General features: G+C 47.9%; 14 protein-coding genes. 5 read left to right on the forward strand and 9 right to left on the reverse strand.

Features of this window, described 5'->3' with window-relative positions; translation table 11 throughout:
* Nucleotides 1–147: 147 nt before the first annotated feature.
* Nucleotides 148–1,710, forward strand: a complete 1,563-nt coding sequence (locus tag BMY62_RS00530; RefSeq protein ID WP_090655039.1) for an HDOD domain-containing protein — start codon at nucleotides 148–150, stop codon at nucleotides 1,708–1,710.
* A gap of 5 nt (nucleotides 1,711–1,715) precedes the next feature.
* Here BMY62_RS00530 and BMY62_RS00535 read toward each other — a convergent pair whose 3' ends face one another.
* From BMY62_RS00535 to BMY62_RS00545, 3 genes are all read right to left on the reverse strand, one after another.
* A complete protein-coding gene (locus BMY62_RS00535) occupies nucleotides 1,716–4,133 on the reverse strand; it encodes a Lon protease family protein (protein WP_090655042.1) in 2,418 nt (805 codons plus the stop codon).
* A gap of 101 nt (nucleotides 4,134–4,234) precedes the next feature.
* Nucleotides 4,235–6,115 (reverse strand): ABC transporter ATP-binding protein, encoded by a 1,881-nt coding sequence (locus BMY62_RS00540; RefSeq protein WP_090655303.1) that lies wholly within the window; start codon nucleotides 6,113–6,115, stop codon nucleotides 4,235–4,237.
* A 14-nt stretch (nucleotides 6,116–6,129) separates the two neighbouring features.
* Nucleotides 6,130–7,368: a TraB/GumN family protein gene (locus BMY62_RS00545; RefSeq protein WP_090655045.1), complete on the reverse strand. Its 1,239-nt coding sequence runs from the start codon at nucleotides 7,366–7,368 to the stop codon at nucleotides 6,130–6,132.
* On the opposite strand from BMY62_RS00545, the gene BMY62_RS16435 reads away from it, so the two are divergent.
* Nucleotides 7,367–7,501 carry a hypothetical protein gene (locus BMY62_RS16435; protein WP_256207366.1) on the forward strand — a complete coding sequence of 45 codons (135 nt, stop codon included), beginning with the start codon at nucleotides 7,367–7,369 and terminating at the stop codon, nucleotides 7,499–7,501. The genes BMY62_RS00545 and BMY62_RS16435 overlap by 2 nt on opposite strands.
* A gap of 299 nt (nucleotides 7,502–7,800) precedes the next feature.
* On the opposite strand, the gene BMY62_RS16630 is transcribed toward BMY62_RS16435, so the two are convergent.
* The 6 genes from BMY62_RS16630 to BMY62_RS00575 all read right to left on the reverse strand — a co-directional run bounded on the left by BMY62_RS16630 (nucleotide 7,801) and on the right by BMY62_RS00575 (nucleotide 14,418).
* Complete coding sequence (locus BMY62_RS16630) at nucleotides 7,801–8,763, reverse strand: septal ring lytic transglycosylase RlpA family protein (protein WP_305728777.1); 963 nt, start codon at nucleotides 8,761–8,763, stop codon at nucleotides 7,801–7,803.
* On the reverse strand, nucleotides 8,760–9,896 hold the full coding sequence (gene rodA, locus BMY62_RS00555; protein WP_371264059.1) for a rod shape-determining protein RodA: 1,137 nt from the start codon (nucleotides 9,894–9,896) through the stop codon (nucleotides 8,760–8,762). Before rodA ends, BMY62_RS16630 begins: the two co-directional genes overlap by 4 nt.
* Nucleotides 9,897–9,905: 9 nt before the next feature.
* The gene (gene mrdA, locus BMY62_RS00560) at nucleotides 9,906–11,813 is read right to left on the reverse strand and encodes a penicillin-binding protein 2 (protein WP_090655050.1); all 1,908 of its coding nucleotides are present in this window, start codon (nucleotides 11,811–11,813) and stop codon (nucleotides 9,906–9,908) included.
* Nucleotides 11,810–12,361 (reverse strand): rod shape-determining protein MreD, encoded by a 552-nt coding sequence (gene mreD / locus BMY62_RS00565; protein WP_256207367.1) that lies wholly within the window; start codon nucleotides 12,359–12,361, stop codon nucleotides 11,810–11,812. The genes mrdA and mreD overlap by 4 nt, the downstream gene beginning before the upstream one ends.
* The gene (gene mreC / locus BMY62_RS00570; protein ID WP_090655052.1) at nucleotides 12,342–13,241 is read right to left on the reverse strand and encodes a rod shape-determining protein MreC; all 900 of its coding nucleotides are present in this window, start codon (nucleotides 13,239–13,241) and stop codon (nucleotides 12,342–12,344) included. Before mreC ends, mreD begins: the two co-directional genes overlap by 20 nt.
* A 118-nt stretch (nucleotides 13,242–13,359) precedes the next feature.
* Nucleotides 13,360–14,418: a rod shape-determining protein gene (locus BMY62_RS00575; RefSeq protein ID WP_090633764.1), complete on the reverse strand. Its 1,059-nt coding sequence runs from the start codon at nucleotides 14,416–14,418 to the stop codon at nucleotides 13,360–13,362.
* Nucleotides 14,419–14,558: 140 nt separating this feature from the next.
* Between BMY62_RS00575 and gatC the strand changes: the two genes are divergently transcribed.
* From gatC to gatB, 3 genes are all read left to right on the forward strand, one after another.
* Nucleotides 14,559–14,846: an Asp-tRNA(Asn)/Glu-tRNA(Gln) amidotransferase subunit GatC gene (gatC, locus tag BMY62_RS00580; RefSeq protein ID WP_090655055.1), complete on the forward strand. Its 288-nt coding sequence runs from the start codon at nucleotides 14,559–14,561 to the stop codon at nucleotides 14,844–14,846.
* Nucleotides 14,847–15,187: 341 nt separating this feature from the next.
* Nucleotides 15,188–16,639, forward strand: coding sequence for an Asp-tRNA(Asn)/Glu-tRNA(Gln) amidotransferase subunit GatA (gene gatA, locus BMY62_RS00585; protein ID WP_090655058.1), 1,452 nt, complete (start codon nucleotides 15,188–15,190; stop codon nucleotides 16,637–16,639).
* A gap of 50 nt (nucleotides 16,640–16,689) precedes the next feature.
* On the forward strand, nucleotides 16,690–18,132 hold the full coding sequence (gatB, locus tag BMY62_RS00590; protein WP_090655061.1) for an Asp-tRNA(Asn)/Glu-tRNA(Gln) amidotransferase subunit GatB: 1,443 nt from the start codon (nucleotides 16,690–16,692) through the stop codon (nucleotides 18,130–18,132).
* Nucleotides 18,133–18,203: the final 71 nt, after the last annotated feature.

Below are 18,203 nucleotides of genomic sequence, written 5' to 3' on the forward strand. Positions count from 1 at the left end.
TAGCAGATCGAATTATCAGAACGGTATTAGCAGTCTTCTGCACTCAATGGTAATTGGTTTGCCCGGTGACCACAAGGTGTACTGGCTCAGTATAAATCGCCAAATAGGATTAATTTAATTCGGTAATAGAAGAAATCGAAGACCCTGATGAATATCTCAAATGGAAATGAAGTGATAAAAATCAAGGACAAGCTGATTGACTTGATTAAGAACGATCCCGATTTGCCAACGCTTGGCACTTCAATATCCCAAGTTGTTCAATTGACGTCTTCCGAAGGACAGTCACTGGAGCAGTTAAGCAATTTTATTTTGTCCGATCCGTCGTTGACACTGAAAATCCTTCGATTGTCCAATTCGATTACTTATCGTTCGACGTCGATGGCGGTTACCAGTATTACAACTGCGATACAGTTGCTGGGGTTGAATACGATTAAAACCTGCGCATTGGCAATGATTATGGTCGACCGCATGCCGCGAAAGCATGCCAGAGCCGTGCGCAAGGAACTGATGCTTGCGTTGTCGGCCAGCCTGATCGGGCGTAATTTGGCCAAACGCAGCGCATATCCAAACGCAGACGAAGTGGCGATTGCTGCGCTGTTTAAAAACATTGGCCGGCTTATTGTGGCTGCTTATGATGACCGTTTGTATGATGAAACAATGTTGCTTGCCAGAGAGAAAGTGTATTCCGAGTCGCAGGCCTCGTTGCAAAAACTCGGTTGTACTTTTCACTGGTTGACAGAGTTTGCGTTGCGCGAATGGCATATTCCGGATTCGATTATTCAGGCGATGAAGCTGATGCCGGGGAAAGTGCTCCAAAAACCGAAAAACCGCAAAGAATGGATGCAACAGGTAACCGAATTCAGTGACTATGCAGCACAGATGGCTGGGTCAGACAACGAACCGAATATGATTCCGTCAACCGAGGATTTGTTAAACCGTTTTGGCAAAGCGCTGCAACTGGATGCTTCCCGGTTGAGGGTGTTAGTCGATGAATCCGCAGAACAGATCCAGGATATTTGCAGCCAGATTTCAAGTACGCTGGCTGATAATCCGGAAACACAGACATGCTGCCATGAAGAAAGGACAGAATCGGACGATGAAGTTACAGGGTGTCATTTTTTTGAAGCCGGAACGGACAGCCAGCAGCAGCAACAGTCAGATGACTGTCATAGAAGCGGTAAGCCATTAAATTCGGAAGACAGGTTGTTGTCGGGCGTACTGGAAGTCGCAGAAATACTCGCGTCCCGTAGATTCAATATTGATTCATTAATGATGCTGGTGTTGGAAAAATACTATCACAGTCTGGGATTTAAATTTGTCACTATCTGTTTGAAAGATTGCAATACCAATTCGTACCGTGCACGATATTCGCTTGGGTTTAACCATGAAAATATTCGGGATAATTTTATGTTTCCGGATAGTAAGGGTGGTGATTTGTTCAGTATGGCACTGAAACGGAACGTTGATTTATCCATCACCGATGCAACAGAACCTAAAATTCGTAGTGCGTTGCCGGATTGGCATACAAAATTTTTACCTGACACCAGAAGTTTTATTTTATTACCACTGGTTGTTCAGCAAGACAAGCCGGCCGGTTTGATTTATGGAGACCGTTCAGTGATTGCACATGAGGGGATCACAACTAATGAAATGCGATTGATAAAATCGCTGAAAGCACAGGTTCTGGTAGGGTTGAACGATCAACAGTGAGCAAATCAGGATGCATCCGGTTTGCTATGAAACGCCTGGCAGGCAAAACGGAAATCGATGAGCGTTTTTTCGGCATGACCAAGTACTGATTTGGCAGGGTATTTTTTTACTTTTCTTTTGTCCGTTATTCCGGAAGGAACGCCAGTTAGTAATTCAAGCCCCTCAGTCACATGCTGCATGGTGTAAATATGAAAAAGGCCTTGTTCAACTGCTTTGATTACATCATGGTTGAGCATCAGATGTCTTTTGTTGCGGTACGGAATCAATACACCTTGTTCGCCGTTCAGGCCGGTTTTCTCACAGATACTAAAAAAGCCCTCAATTTTGTCATTGATACCACCCACAGGAAGCACCTCGCCATACTGGTTTAAAGCGCCGGTTATCGCAATACTCTGTTTGACCGGTAGCCGGGATAAGGAAGAAAGCAACGCATAAAATTCTGCGCACGATGCTGAATCACCTTCAATACCTGTGTAATCCTGCTCAAAAACAATGGAAGCACTCAGTGCAAGCGGCGCAATATGTGCAAACAGGGCGGATACGTAGTTTTGCAATATTAATACACCTTTGTCATGAATCGGTCCTGACATGTCAACTTCGTGTGCGATGTTCAGCAATCCGTTATCGCCTGCAAAGGTGCGTGCAGTAACCCGAACCGGCACACCAAAACAATGGTCGCCCATTTCGATCAGGGTAATCGCGTTTAACTGACCTGTTTTTTCACCATTCAAAGAAATCAGTATGTCACCATCGGTGATCGATTCCTGCAGCCATTGATCTGGTGCGTTATGACGTATGGTGCGTGTTTGCAAAGCTGTTGATACATCAGCAATTTCCACCAGTTTTCCGTTGCGCGACTGACACTGTACCGAACTCTCCAGAACAAGCATTTCCATATGCGAAAAAATAGCGCTTTGACGTGCCTGATCGTCAACTTCTCGATGCGATTCTTCCAGTAGTCGGGTCACTGCGGCAGCTGAGAAATGAGGCAGTTTTCTGGTATGGCAAATATGTGCAATGAAAACGGATGAAGCAAGATATGTGTCCTGATTTGAATTAAAACTGTCGGTAAAATCGACTTTGACACGAAAGCGGCGAATGAACTCAGGGTCTTCATGTTGCAGACAATAGTAATCCTCGCGTGCACCAATTAAAATAATTTTAATATTGACATCCACAGCTTCCGGCTCAATCGTAGTGGGAATGCTCGCTGCGAATGCGGATGCGGGTTCTTCTATTTGTAACCGGTTGCTGCGTAATAAACGTCGCAACCTGGTCCACACCGCCCCATCTGAAAGCAGATCGTTCAAATGCAGCATAATGAATCCACCATGCGCTTTGTGCAGATTGCCTGCACGGATACGCATGAAATCGGTCTTGATTCTGCCTTCCTCGACTTGATAGTCAATACTGCCAAAGAGTGCATGGATGTGCGGATTGTCTTCAACTATGACTGGCGCGCCCTTAAGCTCTGAATTGTCGACAACCAGATTGATCCGGTATCGGGATAATGTTTCGCCGAGCGTGTCGGCCCGTCTTCTTTCAGCATTGGAACCGGTTGATTCAAACGAATCCAAATTCTCCAGAATATCCTGGATGATCTGGTCAAAAAAAAGCTGCAATCGCGCGTTTTTTTTAAGTTCAGCATGCAGGCTGCTTCGCAAGATGCTGAAACGTTGATTGAGAAGGGGTTGAATGCTGTCGCGTTTAAGGCCGTCAAGCGCATTCTTTTTATCATTTTCAACGCGTTTGATCGCTTCAAAATACCGGATAATCTCCGCGTGCAGTTCCTGTTCAGCCTGGTCTATTTTGGCTCGCCGTGTTTTGGGAAGTTTAAAAAGCGCATCTTCGGTTAAAATTTTTCCCTGATTGTCGCGCAACGTAAATACGATCTGCTCGGTTTCGCGACGTATGGAGAAGTGCCTGGCTTCTGCATAAGCATCCAGTTGCGCATAGAGTTCAGTTTCCTTTTTCTTGAATTTTTTTAACAGTTGCTCATACTTGATTTTAAAATCCTGTCCATTCAGACAATGGGTTATTTCATCAAAAAGCGTTTCAGCCAATTTTTCCAGTGAGGTGTGCAACAGACGTCCTTGCCCTGCAGGTGTACGCAAAGCGATGGGTTTCTCAGGTGTTGTAAAGTTATAGAGGTAACATAAATCCGGAGGAGTGGGACTTTTCTCTGCCGCTTCAATCATCGCTTGATGCAATAGGGATGATCTGCCGCTGCCAACTTCGCCAAGTACAAACAGGTGATAATCAGGGAGATGCATGGCCAGCCCAAAATCTGCAGCGGTCTTTGCACGTTCCTGCCCTATCCATGACATTGGATACTGCAATAACGTGGAAGTATCTTTAAATCCAAGCGTAACTGGATCAATAGTTTTACGAAGCTCGGCTGGTTTCAGTGGCGTTGTCGACATGTATCAAAAAACCGATTTAATTTTTTGTTGGTTGGTTTGCTTATAAGTTAATTGCCGGAGCACTTCAGCAGTCCTGGCTGAAGCAGCAGATTACTGGCATTTTATTCAAATCCAAGAAAACCGCCGGACTGGTGATTCCATAGCTGTGCATATAATTGATTGTTGGCAATCAGCATGGCATGTGTGCCCTGTTCAACAATGCGCCCATTGTCAAGAACAATCAGCCGGTCCATTGCTGCGATGGTAGACAGGCGATGTGCAATGGCAATAACGGTTTTTCCCTGCATCAGTTGGTAAAGGCTTTGCTGGATACTTGCTTCCACCTCCGAATCCAGTGCCGAGGTGGCTTCGTCCAATACAAGAATCGGTGCGTCCTTCAGCAAAACGCGCGCTATCGCGATACGTTGCCGTTGTCCGCCAGATAATGTTACGCCACGTTCGCCCACATGCGCATCGTATCCGCGGCGTCCCTTGATATCCTGCAAACGCATTATAAATTCATGTGCCTGCGCTTTCCTGGCTGCAGCAATCATTTGTGTTTCAGAAGCGTCCGGTTTTCCGAAAAGTATATTGTCACGAACGGATCGATGTAACAAGGAAGTGTCCTGTGTCACCATGGCGATATTGTCTCGTAGGCTATCCTGAGTGACAGTGTGAATATCCTGCCCGTCAATGGTTATGGTGCCTTGTTGAAGATCGTAAAAACGTAGCAGCAGGCTGACAAACGTGGATTTGCCTGAACCGGACCGGCCGACGACACCGACCTTTTCGCCGTGATCGATTTTTATATTCAAATTATGAAAGATTCTGGGTGTACTGATGGATTGGGATGACATGCCAGTTTCAGTCAAGACAGAATCTGGATTCGGGTAGTAGGAAAAACCGACATTGCTAAATTGAATTGTTCCCCGAGTGACGTGCAAAGTGTCAGCATCGGGTTTATCCCTGACAATTTGCGGGTTGGAAAGGGTATTGATGCCGTCCTGCACAGTACCGATGTTCTCGAACAAATTGTTGACTTCCCACATGATCCAGTGTGACATTCCCGTCAAACGGATAGCCAGGCTCATTACAATAGCAATTGCGCCCGGTCCGATGGCGTGATTTATCCAGAGATACAGACCCAGAGCACATGTTGCAAATACAAGCAGCATATTGATCGTCCAGACGCATATGTTCAGCCAGGTAGCCAGTCGCATTTGTGGATGAACCGTGTCCATGAATTCCTGCATGCCTGCTCTGGCATAGGCTGATTCACGTTCACTGTGGGAAAACAGTTTTAGCGTAAGAATATTTGTGTAACTGTCAACGATGCGTCCTGTCATTAAGGAACGCGCATCTGCCTGCAGGGTGGAGATGCGTTTAAGTTGCGGAACAAAATGACACAAAATGCTGATGTAAGCAATCAGCCATATCGCTAGCGGTATGCACAAGCGCAGATCGGCATCTGCGATCAGAATCAATGTTGTAATGATATATACGGCTACAAAAAGCAGTACATCAAGCAGTTTCAGCACTGTTTCTCGAACCGCAAGTGCCGTTTGCATGACTTTGGTAGCAATGCGTCCGCTGAATTCATGCTGGAAAAAAGCGTAGCTCTGGTTTAGCAGATAACGGTGTGCAAGCCAGCGAACGCGCATCGGAAAATTTCCCATGAGCGCCTGTTGAATAATCATGGAATGCAACAAAACAATGATCGGTATAAAGACCAGAATAAAAATGGTCATGGCCAGTAATATCGGCCATTCAGTATCAAAAAAATGTTGTGTGTTCTGTTGCGCCAGCCAGTCAACCATTTGCCCCAGAATGCCGTACAGCATGGCTTCGCTAATCGCGAGGCAAGTGGTCAGAATGGCCAGCAATATCAGGTATGGTTCGATGCCACGGACATAATGGCGGCAGAATTGATATACACCCTTTGGTGGTTCGGTTGGGGATTCTGGTGGAAAAGGGTTGATCAGTCGTTCAAAAAAACCAAACATGGTTTTCATGGAATCTAGCCGGTTAACCGCTCAAATATGCGAAAGCCTGCGACATACGTGCCAATGGCGGAACCCATGGTCGATAAAATAAATATCAACAGTATGCGAGTGACCTGATTGTTCCACCAGCCCTTCAGACTGGTGGTGTCGCTGCGCAGGCGATTGAAATCTTCCACTTTGGGTCTGCGCAGATAGGTTTCAGCGGCAGCTACTACCATACCTGCACCGATTGTAGGATTGAGAGATGTCAGGGGCGCGGCCAAAAACGCAGTAATAATAGTTAACGGGTGCGCAAATGCTATCGCTGCCCCTAGAGCGGATAAACCGCCATTGATAAGTATCCAGTCCAGTATCATGGCAGTACCTATATCCGGACTGCGCATAAACCCAATAGCAAAACCGGTTAGAATGAGCAGGACAATCGCCCAGGGCAGGTATTTCAGCCAGCTTGACGACACCGGTTGCGTATCCAGTCTGCTAATTGCCTCTTCTGGATCGTTGATCTGTTGGTGCGAAATGATTTGTTGTATGCCACTCATATGACCTGCGCCGACAATTGCAAGAATATGCTGATAGTTGTTTTCCCGACTTTCTTTAATAAGACGCGCGGCCATATATTCGTCACGTTCACTGATCAGCGGCTTGAACAAATCTTTCTCATCTTCTGCAAACTGAGAAAAAGTGCTTTCCAGCACGTCTCCTTCTTTTAGTTTTTCAATTTCTTCAGCACTGACTTTTTCTTTACTGATGACACTATGGATCAAGCCGCCTAACAAACCCATGCGTTTCCACCAGGGCACATTATGATAAATGCGCTTCAAAGTGACGCCAATTTCCCGGTCGATCAATATCACAGGAAGATGAGCGGCTTGTGCATCCTTGATTGCAACGCGCATTTCAGCGCCGGGTTCGATTCCGAATTGCTCTGCCATGCGTTGCTGAAATGCACCTAACGCCAGACTGGCAGCTACCATACTGGCCTGGCCATTTTTGATTACCTGAAAAAGGTCCATTTTTGCCATGGCGTCCGGATTAACGATGGCTTTATGACGACTCGGACATAATTCGACTGCAACTGCATCATAGTTTCCCGTTGCGATCAGCTCCTGAACCTTGTCGGCACTGGCTTTTGATACATGTGCGGTACCCAGCATCGTGATGCTGCGTTGGTCAATCAGAACCGTTTCTATCGGCTCAGTCACCGGGGCATTATTTTGTGGAATTGCAAGTTCAGGTGATTGGTTAGTGCTCATGGATAAAAAGCTTGCTGGTTATGTGACGACAGACAATGGTTATGGCTATGCGCAACCACAGCTGTCAATCAGCTTGTTGTTGGAATTGTCAGATCGCCATGATCGTAATAATAATGGCTCCGGTCTATTTTAACGAAAGCATGTGACAAAAATCACTACACTTCAACAGAAAAAAAGGTAATTTCTGTACTTGTTTCTGCCTTTGTACGGATTCAAATCGTATTATAGTGTATCCCACGTGATGCCTAATCTTTTGAATCAATGTACAGGTAAAGCAATATTGGTAGCGTGTTGATGATACCGATTAGTTGACGTCATTTGAGTTTAGTTAATGGTTTTATGACGAGGCCCTTTGATCCCTACTGGAAAGTAGGGATTTTTTTTTGTGGTAGATAAACCATGTGGCTGAAGTTAAATATGTTGTTGATAATGTCAGTCAACAACAATCAGTGGCCTGATGGCCAGTCGCTGAGTGATGGTATTCGCGGCTTGTCGTGCCAGCACATGACTGGCATATGGCCCAGCATGAACTTTGAACAAACCGTTTTGCTTGGTAATGCCGGTTACCTTGCGAAGCCAGGGAATACGGGTTTGGATATGGGACAGGTAGGTTTGCGCATTGTCTGCATTGCCGAATGCGCCGAGCTGCAGATAAGCGCCGGTTTCGCTCCTTGGTTTTTCATTTGAACGACTTGTCCGGGTATCAGTTGAAGCAAGTCGTTTGATTTCTTTGGGCAGTATGGATTCAACAATTACTTCGCCACTTCCGTTTTCAATGATATCGAGTTTGTAGGCTGCTGTGTATGAGAGATCTATCAAACGGTCGGATAAAAACGGGCCGCGATCGTTGATCCTTACAATCACAGTCTTTCCGTTCTCAACGTTGGTGACACGCGCATAACTTGGCAGTGGTAATGTCGGGTGCGCTGCAGTCATTGCATACATGTCGTAAACTTCACCTGATGCGGTCTGATTGCCGTGATATCGCCGCCCATACCATGAGGCCGTGCCTTGGGCGTTATATTCCTCGAGGGTCGTCATCGGCTCGAATGTTTGTCCCATGACTTCGTACGGTCGCATATTCGCTTCACGCAGTGGTTCCAGTTTGGGTATGGCATTCGGTATGAGATGCAGATCGTCGGGTGGGTTTTCTCCCGGCCCGTCATCAAGGTAATAGCCACCGCCTTCGCTCTGCTTGGCGATGTGCTGCTGAACTGGACTTGTGTCCGATATGTCGCCGCCGTTATATGCATTATATTGGGACGTACTTGCGCAGCCAGAAATAGATAATAAAACTGCTGGTACGATTATTTTTACAAATAGTGTTGAAAAGGAGGGAAAGCGTAAGCGTATAAATTGTGTGAAAATTTTTTGAAAGTGTATTTTGCTCATCATGTTTTTACGAGTTTAGGATGTGTTTGAATACTCATTAAAATACCGAAACCGAGTAACATGGTTACCAGGGATGTGCCGCCGTAACTGATAAGGGGCAGTGGAACACCGACAACAGGTAGAATACCGCTGACCATGCCCATATTGACAAATATATACGTACAGAATGTCAATGTGATTGAACCGGCAATCAGCCGTGTAAACTGTGTCGATGCATTTGCAGTGATTACCATGCAACGCCCTATGACTATTAAATACAGTAATAATAATAGAGAATTGCCAATTAAGCCAAATTCTTCTGAAAATACAGCAAAAATAAAATCAGTACTTTGTTCCGGCAAAAAGTCCAGTTGGGTTTGGGTACCATTTTGCCAGCCTTTGCCGACAATACCTCCGGAGCCGATGGCAATTGACGACTGGATGGTATGATAACCGGCACCCAGGGCATCTTGGGAAGGGTCAATCAATGTTAGTACACGCTGGCGCTGATAATCGTGCATGAATGACCAGAGTACAGGCACGCTGCCGACTGCAGCAACAATCAGGCCACCTATGATACGCCATGACAACCCGGCCAGAAACAGTACATAAAAACCGCTGGCTGCAATCAATAACGCTGTGCCCAGATCAGGCTGGCGCAATATTAGTAGTACCGGCAGCAGCAGAATGATCGCGGCGCCCAGATATTCTCTCAGGCGTAATGTTATTTCGTATTTATCGAAATACCATGCCATCATTAACGGTACTGCAATTTTCATGATTTCAGAGGGTTGGATCCGTGATATACCGATATTTAGCCATCGGCGCGCGCCATTGTTGATTTCTCCAAAGAGTGCGACCCCGATCAGCAGAACGAATCCGAGCACGTACAAGGGAAGCGCAAGCCGCATGATTTGCTGCAGTGGAATATTGGCGACCAGCCACATGATGCTCAGTGCGATAAACATGTGAACAGCCTGCTTGATGACTCTGTTGATATCGCCGCCAGTAGCGCTGTAAAGCGTGACCAGACCAATGACCATCAGGAGCAATATTCCTGTTAGCAGAAAACTGTCAATATAGCGTGTGAAATAATGCCAGAGCTTTCTGATGCCAACCAGCGGCATTTTTAGTTTTGAATCGGATAAACTGGACATAGGATAAGATTAGTGAGGGTGCGTGTGCTCCGAAGCAGCAACAGGATCTGCTGTTTTTGATTCCGGTAGTATACCAAGCAGAAAATAATCCAAAACCTGACGCGCAACCGGTGCTGCGGTTGAACCGCCGCTGCCGCCATTTTCGACGAGCACTGACAAGGCAATTTTCGGGTTGTCGGCGGGCGCATAAGCGACGAACATGGCATGATCACGGTGGCGTTCTGCGACGAGTTCTTCCTTATAACGCTCGTTCTGCTTGATGCCGATTACCTGGGAAGTACCGGTTTTGCCCGCAAATGTGTAACGTGCGCCGGCAGCCGCTTTGGCGGCAGTGCCGCCGGGTTTGGTGACATCAACTAACGCTCGATGAACCAGTTCCATATTCTTTGGATCGTGATCGACAGTATACAGTAGGTTTTTAGGCAGCTCGCGCGTAACCCCGGTCTGGCTGTTTGTGACCTGTTTGACAAAATGTGGCTGGAAGGCTTTACCCCGGTTGGCTATGATTCCGGTCGAAAAAGCCAGTTGTAGTGGTGTGGCCAGTACATAACCCTGACCAATGCCGACTGAGATTGTATCACCAGCGTACCACCGTTGATTATGTCTGCGCATTTTCCATTCTCGTGAGGGTAGCAGGCCATCGACCTCGCCGTTGATGTCTATACCGGTTTTTTCACCGAGCCCGAACTGTTTTATATAATTGTGTATACGGTCTATACCCATATCATGTGCGAGACCGTAATAGTAAGTATCACAGGAAACGACCAGCGATTTATGCAGATCGACCCTGCCGTGTCCGCCGACTTTCCAGTCGCGATAACGGCGCTCCGTGCCGGGCAGACTGAAATAGCCGATATCACTGATGGCATACCAGGGCGAACGCAATCCAAGTTCAAGTGCAGCAAGCGCCATAAACGGCTTGAATGTGGAACCGGGGGGATAAACACCTCGTAACGCTCTGTTATTTAGTGGTCTGTCAATTGATTCGTTTAGCTGTTTCCAGTTCTTATGATCAATGCCGCCAACAAACAAATTGGCATCGAATCCAGGTTTGCTGACGAATGCCAGTACCTCGCCGTTAGTCGGGTCAATTGCAACCAGAGCGCCGCGCCGATCGCCGAAGGCGTCATTAGCAACTTGCTGTAAATCGATATCCAGCGAGAGAACCAGGTTGTTTCCTGAAATTGGTGGAGTACGCGATAAGACACGGATTGATCTGCCAGCCGCGTCGGTTTCCACTTCATCGAAACCGGTGATGCCATGCAGTTCTTGCTCATAGCTCTGTTCGATGCCAATGCGGCCAATAAAATGCGAACCCCTGTAATTATCAAGTTCACCGGATGTTTCAAGCTGTTCGAGGTCTTTATCGCTGATGCGACTGATATAACCGACAACATGCGCAGCCAGTTCACCGTAAGGATAGTAGCGCAGAATGCGGGCTTGAATTTCCACACCGGGGAATCGATAGCGATTAGCTGCGAAACGGGCGACTTCTTCATCGGTCAGCCGGCTCCTAATAGGCAAACTCTTAAAGCGTTTATTTTCACGCAACAGTTTTCTGAACTGTTCCAGATCGCTGGGAGTGATTTCGACATAGTTGGCCAGTTCTTTCAGAGTAGCATCGAGGTCCGGAATTTTATTGGGAGTTAACTCGAGCGTATAGGTTGAATAGTTCTGCGCCAGAATTTTACCATTGCGGTCAAGGATTAAACCCCGGTTTGGTACCAGCGGTGCAATGGAGATACGGTTCGCTTCAGCCAGTGTGTGGTAGTGTTCCCCCTGTGTGACTTGCAAATAAAAAAAACGGGCAAAAAGTGTCAGAAACAGCAGCAGAACGAAGCCGGCGCATATGGTCAGGCGTTTACGGAATTTGTACAGTTCAAGCGGATGATTTCGAAGTTCAACAATGGATCTCATAATGCATCGGGGTTAGACCTGTGCTTCAACGGATAACTCAATAGAAATGCCACGATAGGCCAGACAATCGCACCGCTCAACGATTTCAGATAATAATGCCAGCCTGGCAGATTGGCTCCACCGAGCAATTCGATAACGATAAGTATGCTTTGCATAATTAGAAGGATCACACAAATCTGGGGGATCTGCTGAACAAGGCTGAACACATTGATACGACGGCGAAAAATTGAAGCAATGTATACGATAACACAATAGACCAGTGCGTGATGCCCCAAAACCGAGGTGTGATGGACATCCATCATCAAACCGGCACAAAACGCAAGGCTCATGCCCAGTCGTTGTGGTTGATTGATAGCCCAGTATAGAATAACCAATGCGGCAAAATCAGGGCGCATGGCCAGCGCAAATGACTGCAGTGGCACAAAATTCAGGATCAATGCTGCAACAAGGCTGGCAATCACATACCATGATTTTGCAGGAGCAAGCATATCCTTACTGATATACTTTTTAGGATTAATTTTGGATTCATCAATTATTTTCAGACTCAACGCTGGATTCCTCAGCAAGATTTTCTGGCGAAGTCGGTAAAGCTGGAGACAATGATAAAATCAGTACCTGTCGGTTACGATCGACGCCTGCGACCGGCGTACCGGTAATCTGCGCAAAATTATCCGATGGATGCCGTTTGATTCCGGTAACAACAGCAACAGGCAATCCTCGTGGATAAACGCCGCCGATACCCGAAGTTGCGAGCAAGTCACCTTCGCGGATATCGGTATTTACCGACAGATAGCGTAGCTCGATTTCATTGTTTTTCCCGGTTCCCGAAATGACAGTCCGAATATTGTTACGAACGATCTGTATCGGTACTGAGTGATCTTTGTCTGTAATCAGCGTGACTTCGGATACTAGAGGGTATACACGCGTGATCTGCCCGATGATGCCCTTGTAATCGATAACAATTTGACCCGGTTGAATTCCATGTTCACGGCCTTTATTAACAGTGATTTTGTGGCTGAATGGATCGCGAGGAGTATAGAGAATCTCCGCCATTACGGCCTTGGCTGTTGTTTTTGCATGGATAGTATTAACGGCGCCAAGCAGTTTGCGCAAATGCGTATTTTCGGCTTCCAGTGCTTTTAAGCGTAACAGTTTTTCACTATTGCGCAGGTAGTGTTCCCTGAGATAAGCATTCTCTTCAATGATATGAAAACTGTTAATAAAATCCATAACCGTGTCATGCACTTCGGAAGGTAGAAGCGCCACTTGCTGTATAGGATAAATGATCATCGCGACCGCCTGACGCAATTCCGGTATGACTTTGAAGCGCAGGTCCTCGACCATGAGCAGACAGGATAACAGTACAAATAAAAGTAAACGCGCAAGCGGGCCGGGTCCATGCCTGAAAAACTGAGGCGTTGAATCCATTTATTCAGTCGTGCAAAATTTATAATAAATTCAAATGCTAACTGGACAGCTGCAAACGTTCAACATATGTGCGCTGCCTGTTCAGCTAATGGGTTTTCAATATAATTGGGGTCGTCTGTCAATCGCTGGCAAAGATGCCGATTGATTGATCCATGTTTTCCAGTGCAATGCCGGCGCCGCGGGCTACACATGATAGCGGGTCGTCTGCAACAATAACAGACAGGCCGGTTTCTTCCATCAGCAGTCGGTCAATATCGCGAAGCAGGGCACCGCCTCCGGTCATTACCATGCCTTTTTCGGCGATATCGGCTCCTAGCTCGGGTGGCGTGTGTTCCAACGCCGTTTTTACAGCACTTGCAATGCTGTTGAGCGGCTCGTTCAATGCTTCCAGAATTTCATTGCTTGAAATGGTGAAGCTGCGTGGAATGCCTTCGGCCAGGTTACGCCCTTTGACCTCGATTTCACGTACTTCTGATCCCGGAAATGCCGAGCCAATTTCCTTTTTGATAAATTCGGCTGTTACCTCGCCGATTAGCATGCCGTAGTTGCGGCGTATATAATTGATGATCGCTTCATCGAACTTGTCACCGCCAACACGCACCGAATTTGAATACACAATACCGCCCAGCGAAATAATGCCGACTTCTGTGGTGCCTCCGCCAATGTCAACTACCATGGACCCCGTCGGTGATTCCACAGGCAAATCGGCACCCAGAGCTGCTGCCATGGGTTCTTCGATTAATTCTACCTTGCGCGCTCCTGCACCATATGCGGCCTCTCGAATTGCGCGCCGCTCTACCTGTGTTGACCCATAGGGTACACAAATGACGATGCGCGGGTTGGCGGAAAAAAGCCGTGGAGGGTTCACTTTCCGGATAAACATTTTGAGCATCTGTTCGGTGACTGTGAAGTCGGCGATAACGCCGTCTTTCATAGGCCGAATTGCCGTGATATTGCCGGGTGTGCGACCAAGCATCTGTTTTGCCGCCAGGCCAACCTGTTGAATCATTTTCTTTCCGTTTGTGCCACTTTCCTCGCGAATCGCCACCACGGATGGCTCGTCAAGCACAACACCCTGACCGCGAACATAAATCAGTGTATTGGCCGTGCCCAGATCGATTGCCATATCGGTTGAAAAATAGCTGCCTAATAAATTGTTGCTGAGAAAATTAAACATGGTGGCAATATCCGTTTTTAGTGAAAGGTAAAGGACATATCATCATTAGTAGATCGTAGAAAATGAGTAAAAATTGGTACGCCAAACAAACGGCGTCATGATACCCTATTACTCCCTTAAATATAAGATTCTCACGTTATATGACTTTATCGATAGACGATGTAAAACAAGTTGCTGACCTTGCCTACATTAAGATCAGCGAAGATGAAGCGGAAGCCGCACTGATCCAGTTGTCTGACATTTTTAAATTGATTGAAACGATGCAGGCGGTCGATACATCCGGTGTGACACCGATGTCCCACGCGCAGGATGTCGTGCAGCGTCTGCGCGAAGACCGGGTAAGTGATTCCGATCAGCGTGCATTGTATCAGTCGATCGCGCCACAGGTCGAGGAAGGTCTGTATCTGGTACCCAAAGTGATTGAGTGAATTCGCCTTTTGTCCTCGAGCAGCGGCCATCTCTGTTACCTGGCAGAGCGTGTATGTGACATTCATAAATTTAAAGATTTATACAACTTTCCGGTTATGACTGCTTTGATGGTAGCTTCGATATGATAGGAGCGTAACATCGTGCTGGCGGACTTACATGGTTTGTTGAATTATAATCCGGCAATATCGGATTTAACGCGGATGATCGCTCGACAATGCTTTAATACACCCCGGCACACGATTACAAAAAACAAACAATTGACAATCCAGTTAGGATGACCTGATATCACTCAATAGTCTTAAACCCACTCAAGCGTTTTGAAATTACCATCAATAATAACATGTTAAATGACAGTCTTAAGCAACTTTCCAGGCGGCTTGCAGATAAACAAGTATCCAGCGTGGAATTGACCACGGAATATCTTGAACGAATTCAACGGCTCAATCCGGAATACAATGCATTTATAACCGTCGACGCTGATAAATCGCTGCAGCAGGCACATGCTGCAGACCAGAAAATTGCGGTCGGCGATGCAGGCCCATTGACGGGGATTCCAGTGGCGCAGAAAGATATTTTCTGTACTCAAGGCTGGTTAACAACATGCGGTTCCAGAATGCTGTCGAATTTTGTTTCGCCTTATGATGCCGGCGTTATTGAACGGTTTAATGCGGCCGGTGCTGTGAATATCGGCAAGACCAATATGGACGAATTTGCCATGGGCTCGAGTAATGAAAACTCTTATTACGGCCCGGTGAGAAACCCCTGGGACATCAGCGCAGTGCCGGGCGGCAGTTCGGGCGGTTCGGCCTGCGCGGTTGCCGCGCGTATGGCGCCGGCAGCAACGGGCACAGACACCGGCGGTTCGATTCGGCAGCCGGCGGCATTCTGCGGTATTTCCGGAATCAAACCGACATACGGTACGGTTTCGCGCTACGGGATGATCGCATTTGCGTCGAGCCTGGACCAGGGTGGTCCGATGGCCAGGTCCGCTGAGGATCTGGCATTGATGCTTAATGTCATGACCGGTTTTGATGCGCGCGATTCAACCAGCCTGCAGCGCGATGCGGAAGATTATACGCGCGACCTGGAAAATCCCTTGTCCGGTTTGCGTATCGGCCTGCCCAAAGAATATTTCGCCGAAGGCATGCATGGCGATGTGGCGCGGGCGATCGAAAGCGCTCTTGACGAGTACCGCAAGCTTGGCGCGGAGACACTGGAGGTGTCGCTGCCGAATTCGCCATTATCGATACCGGTATATTATGTGCTTGCACCTGCCGAGGCTTCCAGCAATCTGTCGCGTTTTGATGGCGTACGTTATGGTTATCGCGCCGAATCCTATCAGGATCTGGCAGACATGTACCGCAAAACCCGTGCGGATGGCTTTGGTGCAGAAGTCAAGCGCCGCATCCTGATTGGCACGTATGTGCTCTCGCACGGTTACTATGACGCCTATTACATTCAGGCGCAGAAGGTACGCCGCCTTATTGCGCAGGACTTCAAGCACGCATTCGCTCAGTGCGATGTCATCATGGGCCCGACAGCGCCATCGGTGGCTTTTGATATCGGTGAAAAAAGCAGCGATCCGGTGCAGATGTACCTGTCCGATATTTATACCAGTGCAGCAAGCCTGGCGGGACTGCCGGGCATGTCGATTCCGGTCGGGTTCGGGGAAAAGAACAGACCGGTTGGCCTGCATATTATCGGTAATTATTTCACCGAGAGCCGGATGCTTAACGTGGCACACCAGTATCAGCGGGCGACGGACTGGCATCTAAAGATGCCTGATTTATAATCTCGATATCATCTTATCTTTATCAATCTCATCGAACTGGAATATCAAACATGCAGTGGGAAATTGTCATCGGTCTTGAGATTCATGCGCAACTGTCTACGCAATCCAAGATTTTTTCGGGTGCATCGACTGCTTATGGCGCGATGCCCAACACACAGGCCAGTATTGTCGATCTGGCGCTGCCTGGCGTATTGCCGGTATTGAATCGAGGCGCGGTTGAGCGCGCGGTCAAATTCGGTCTGGCAATCGGCGCAACCATTAATTCGCCGTCGATATTCGCACGAAAAAATTATTTTTATCCCGATTTACCCAAAGGCTACCAAATCAGCCAGTATGAACGGCCAATAGTTGAAGGCGGTAATATCCTCATTCAAACGGAAGAAGCAGAAAAAAACATCCGGTTGACACGCGCGCATCTCGAAGAAGATGCCGGCAAATCACTGCACGAAGATTTTCACGGCATGAGCGGTATCGATCTAAACCGGGCGGGTACGCCGTTGCTCGAAATCGTTTCAGAACCGGACATGCGCAGCAGCGCGGAAGCCGTGGCCTACGCGAAATCGCTGCATTCGCTGGTGCGCTGGATCGGCATTTGCGACGGTAATATGCAGGAGGGTTCGTTCCGTTGTGATGCCAATGTGTCGGTGCGCCCGCGTGGCAGTGACACATACGGCACGCGCTGCGAAATCAAAAACCTGAATTCGTTTCGCTTTCTGGAGAAAGCGATCGAATTTGAGGCGGAACGCCAGATCGATATTCTCGAGGATGGTGGCAGTGTGCGGCAGGAGACGCGACTTTATGACGCCAATAAAGGCGAAACGCGTACCATGCGCAGTAAAGAGGACGCCAACGATTATCGCTACTTTCCCGATCCGGATTTGCTGCCGGTGGAAATCTCGCCCGACTGGATTGACCAGCTACGGGAGGCGTTGCCGGAACTGCCGCAGGCGAGACGTGAGCGCTATGTGACCGAATTTGGCTTGTCGGCGTATGATGCCTCGGTACTGACCGGTTCGCGGGAACTGTCCGATTATTTTGAAGCAACAGTACAGCGGCTTCCCGCGCAGGCAAAGTTGTGTGCCAACTGGATCATGGGTGAAATCAGCGCGCGTCTGAACAAGGCGGACATGGATGTGGCGTCGTGCCCGGTTGCGCCGGAAACGCTGGCGGCGCTGCTGTCACGTGTCGAAGACGGCACGGTGTCCGGCAAAGCTGCAAAAACTGTTTTTGACAGTCTGTGGCAGGGCGAAATGGATCAGCAGGTTGATGCCATTATCGAGGCGAAAGGGCTGAAGCAGATCTCGGACGACAGCGCAATCGAGCAGCAGGTTGATGATGTGCTTGCGGCAAACGCCCACCTGGTGGCCGATTTCCGCAGTGGCAAGGAAAAAGCCTTTAACGCATTGGTCGGTCAGGTGATGAAAGCGACCCAGGGAAAAGCGAACCCGGCACAGGTAAACGCCATACTCAGGAAAAAACTGTCCGGCCAGTAACTTGCCGGTCCATTGAACAAAGCGTCATGGGGACAGATTGTCGCAGGTGAACGTCCCCAGCTGTGTTGTCT

Origin of the sequence: Nitrosomonas marina (genome assembly GCF_900111605.1) — a bacterium.
Classification (GTDB): Bacteria; Pseudomonadota; Gammaproteobacteria; order Burkholderiales; family Nitrosomonadaceae; genus Nitrosomonas; species Nitrosomonas marina_A.

Excerpts from the sequence above, each read along its gene's own strand:
- BMY62_RS00530 (WP_090655039.1), top strand. The coding sequence starts at position 148 with ATGAATATCTCAAATGGAAATGAAGTGATAAAAATCAAGGACAAGCTG.
- BMY62_RS00535 (WP_090655042.1), bottom strand. The coding sequence starts at position 4,133 with ATGTCGACAACGCCACTGAAACCAGCCGAGCTTCGTAAAACTATTGAT.
- BMY62_RS00540 (WP_090655303.1), bottom strand. The coding sequence starts at position 6,115 with ATGTTTGGTTTTTTTGAACGACTGATCAACCCTTTTCCACCAGAATCC.
- BMY62_RS16435 (WP_256207366.1), top strand. The coding sequence starts at position 7,367 with ATGGATAAAAAGCTTGCTGGTTATGTGACGACAGACAATGGTTATGGC.
- BMY62_RS00545 (WP_090655045.1), bottom strand. The coding sequence starts at position 7,368 with ATGAGCACTAACCAATCACCTGAACTTGCAATTCCACAAAATAATGCC.
- BMY62_RS16630 (WP_305728777.1), bottom strand. The coding sequence starts at position 8,763 with ATGATGAGCAAAATACACTTTCAAAAAATTTTCACACAATTTATACGC.
- rodA (WP_371264059.1), bottom strand. The coding sequence starts at position 9,896 with ATGTCCAGTTTATCCGATTCAAAACTAAAAATGCCGCTGGTTGGCATC.
- mrdA (WP_090655050.1), bottom strand. The coding sequence starts at position 11,813 with ATGAGATCCATTGTTGAACTTCGAAATCATCCGCTTGAACTGTACAAA.
- mreC (WP_090655052.1), bottom strand. The coding sequence starts at position 13,241 with ATGGATTCAACGCCTCAGTTTTTCAGGCATGGACCCGGCCCGCTTGCG.
- BMY62_RS00575 (WP_090633764.1), bottom strand. The coding sequence starts at position 14,418 with ATGTTTAATTTTCTCAGCAACAATTTATTAGGCAGCTATTTTTCAACC.
- gatC (WP_090655055.1), top strand. The coding sequence starts at position 14,559 with ATGACTTTATCGATAGACGATGTAAAACAAGTTGCTGACCTTGCCTAC.
- gatA (WP_090655058.1), top strand. The coding sequence starts at position 15,188 with ATGTTAAATGACAGTCTTAAGCAACTTTCCAGGCGGCTTGCAGATAAA.
- gatB (WP_090655061.1), top strand. The coding sequence starts at position 16,690 with ATGCAGTGGGAAATTGTCATCGGTCTTGAGATTCATGCGCAACTGTCT.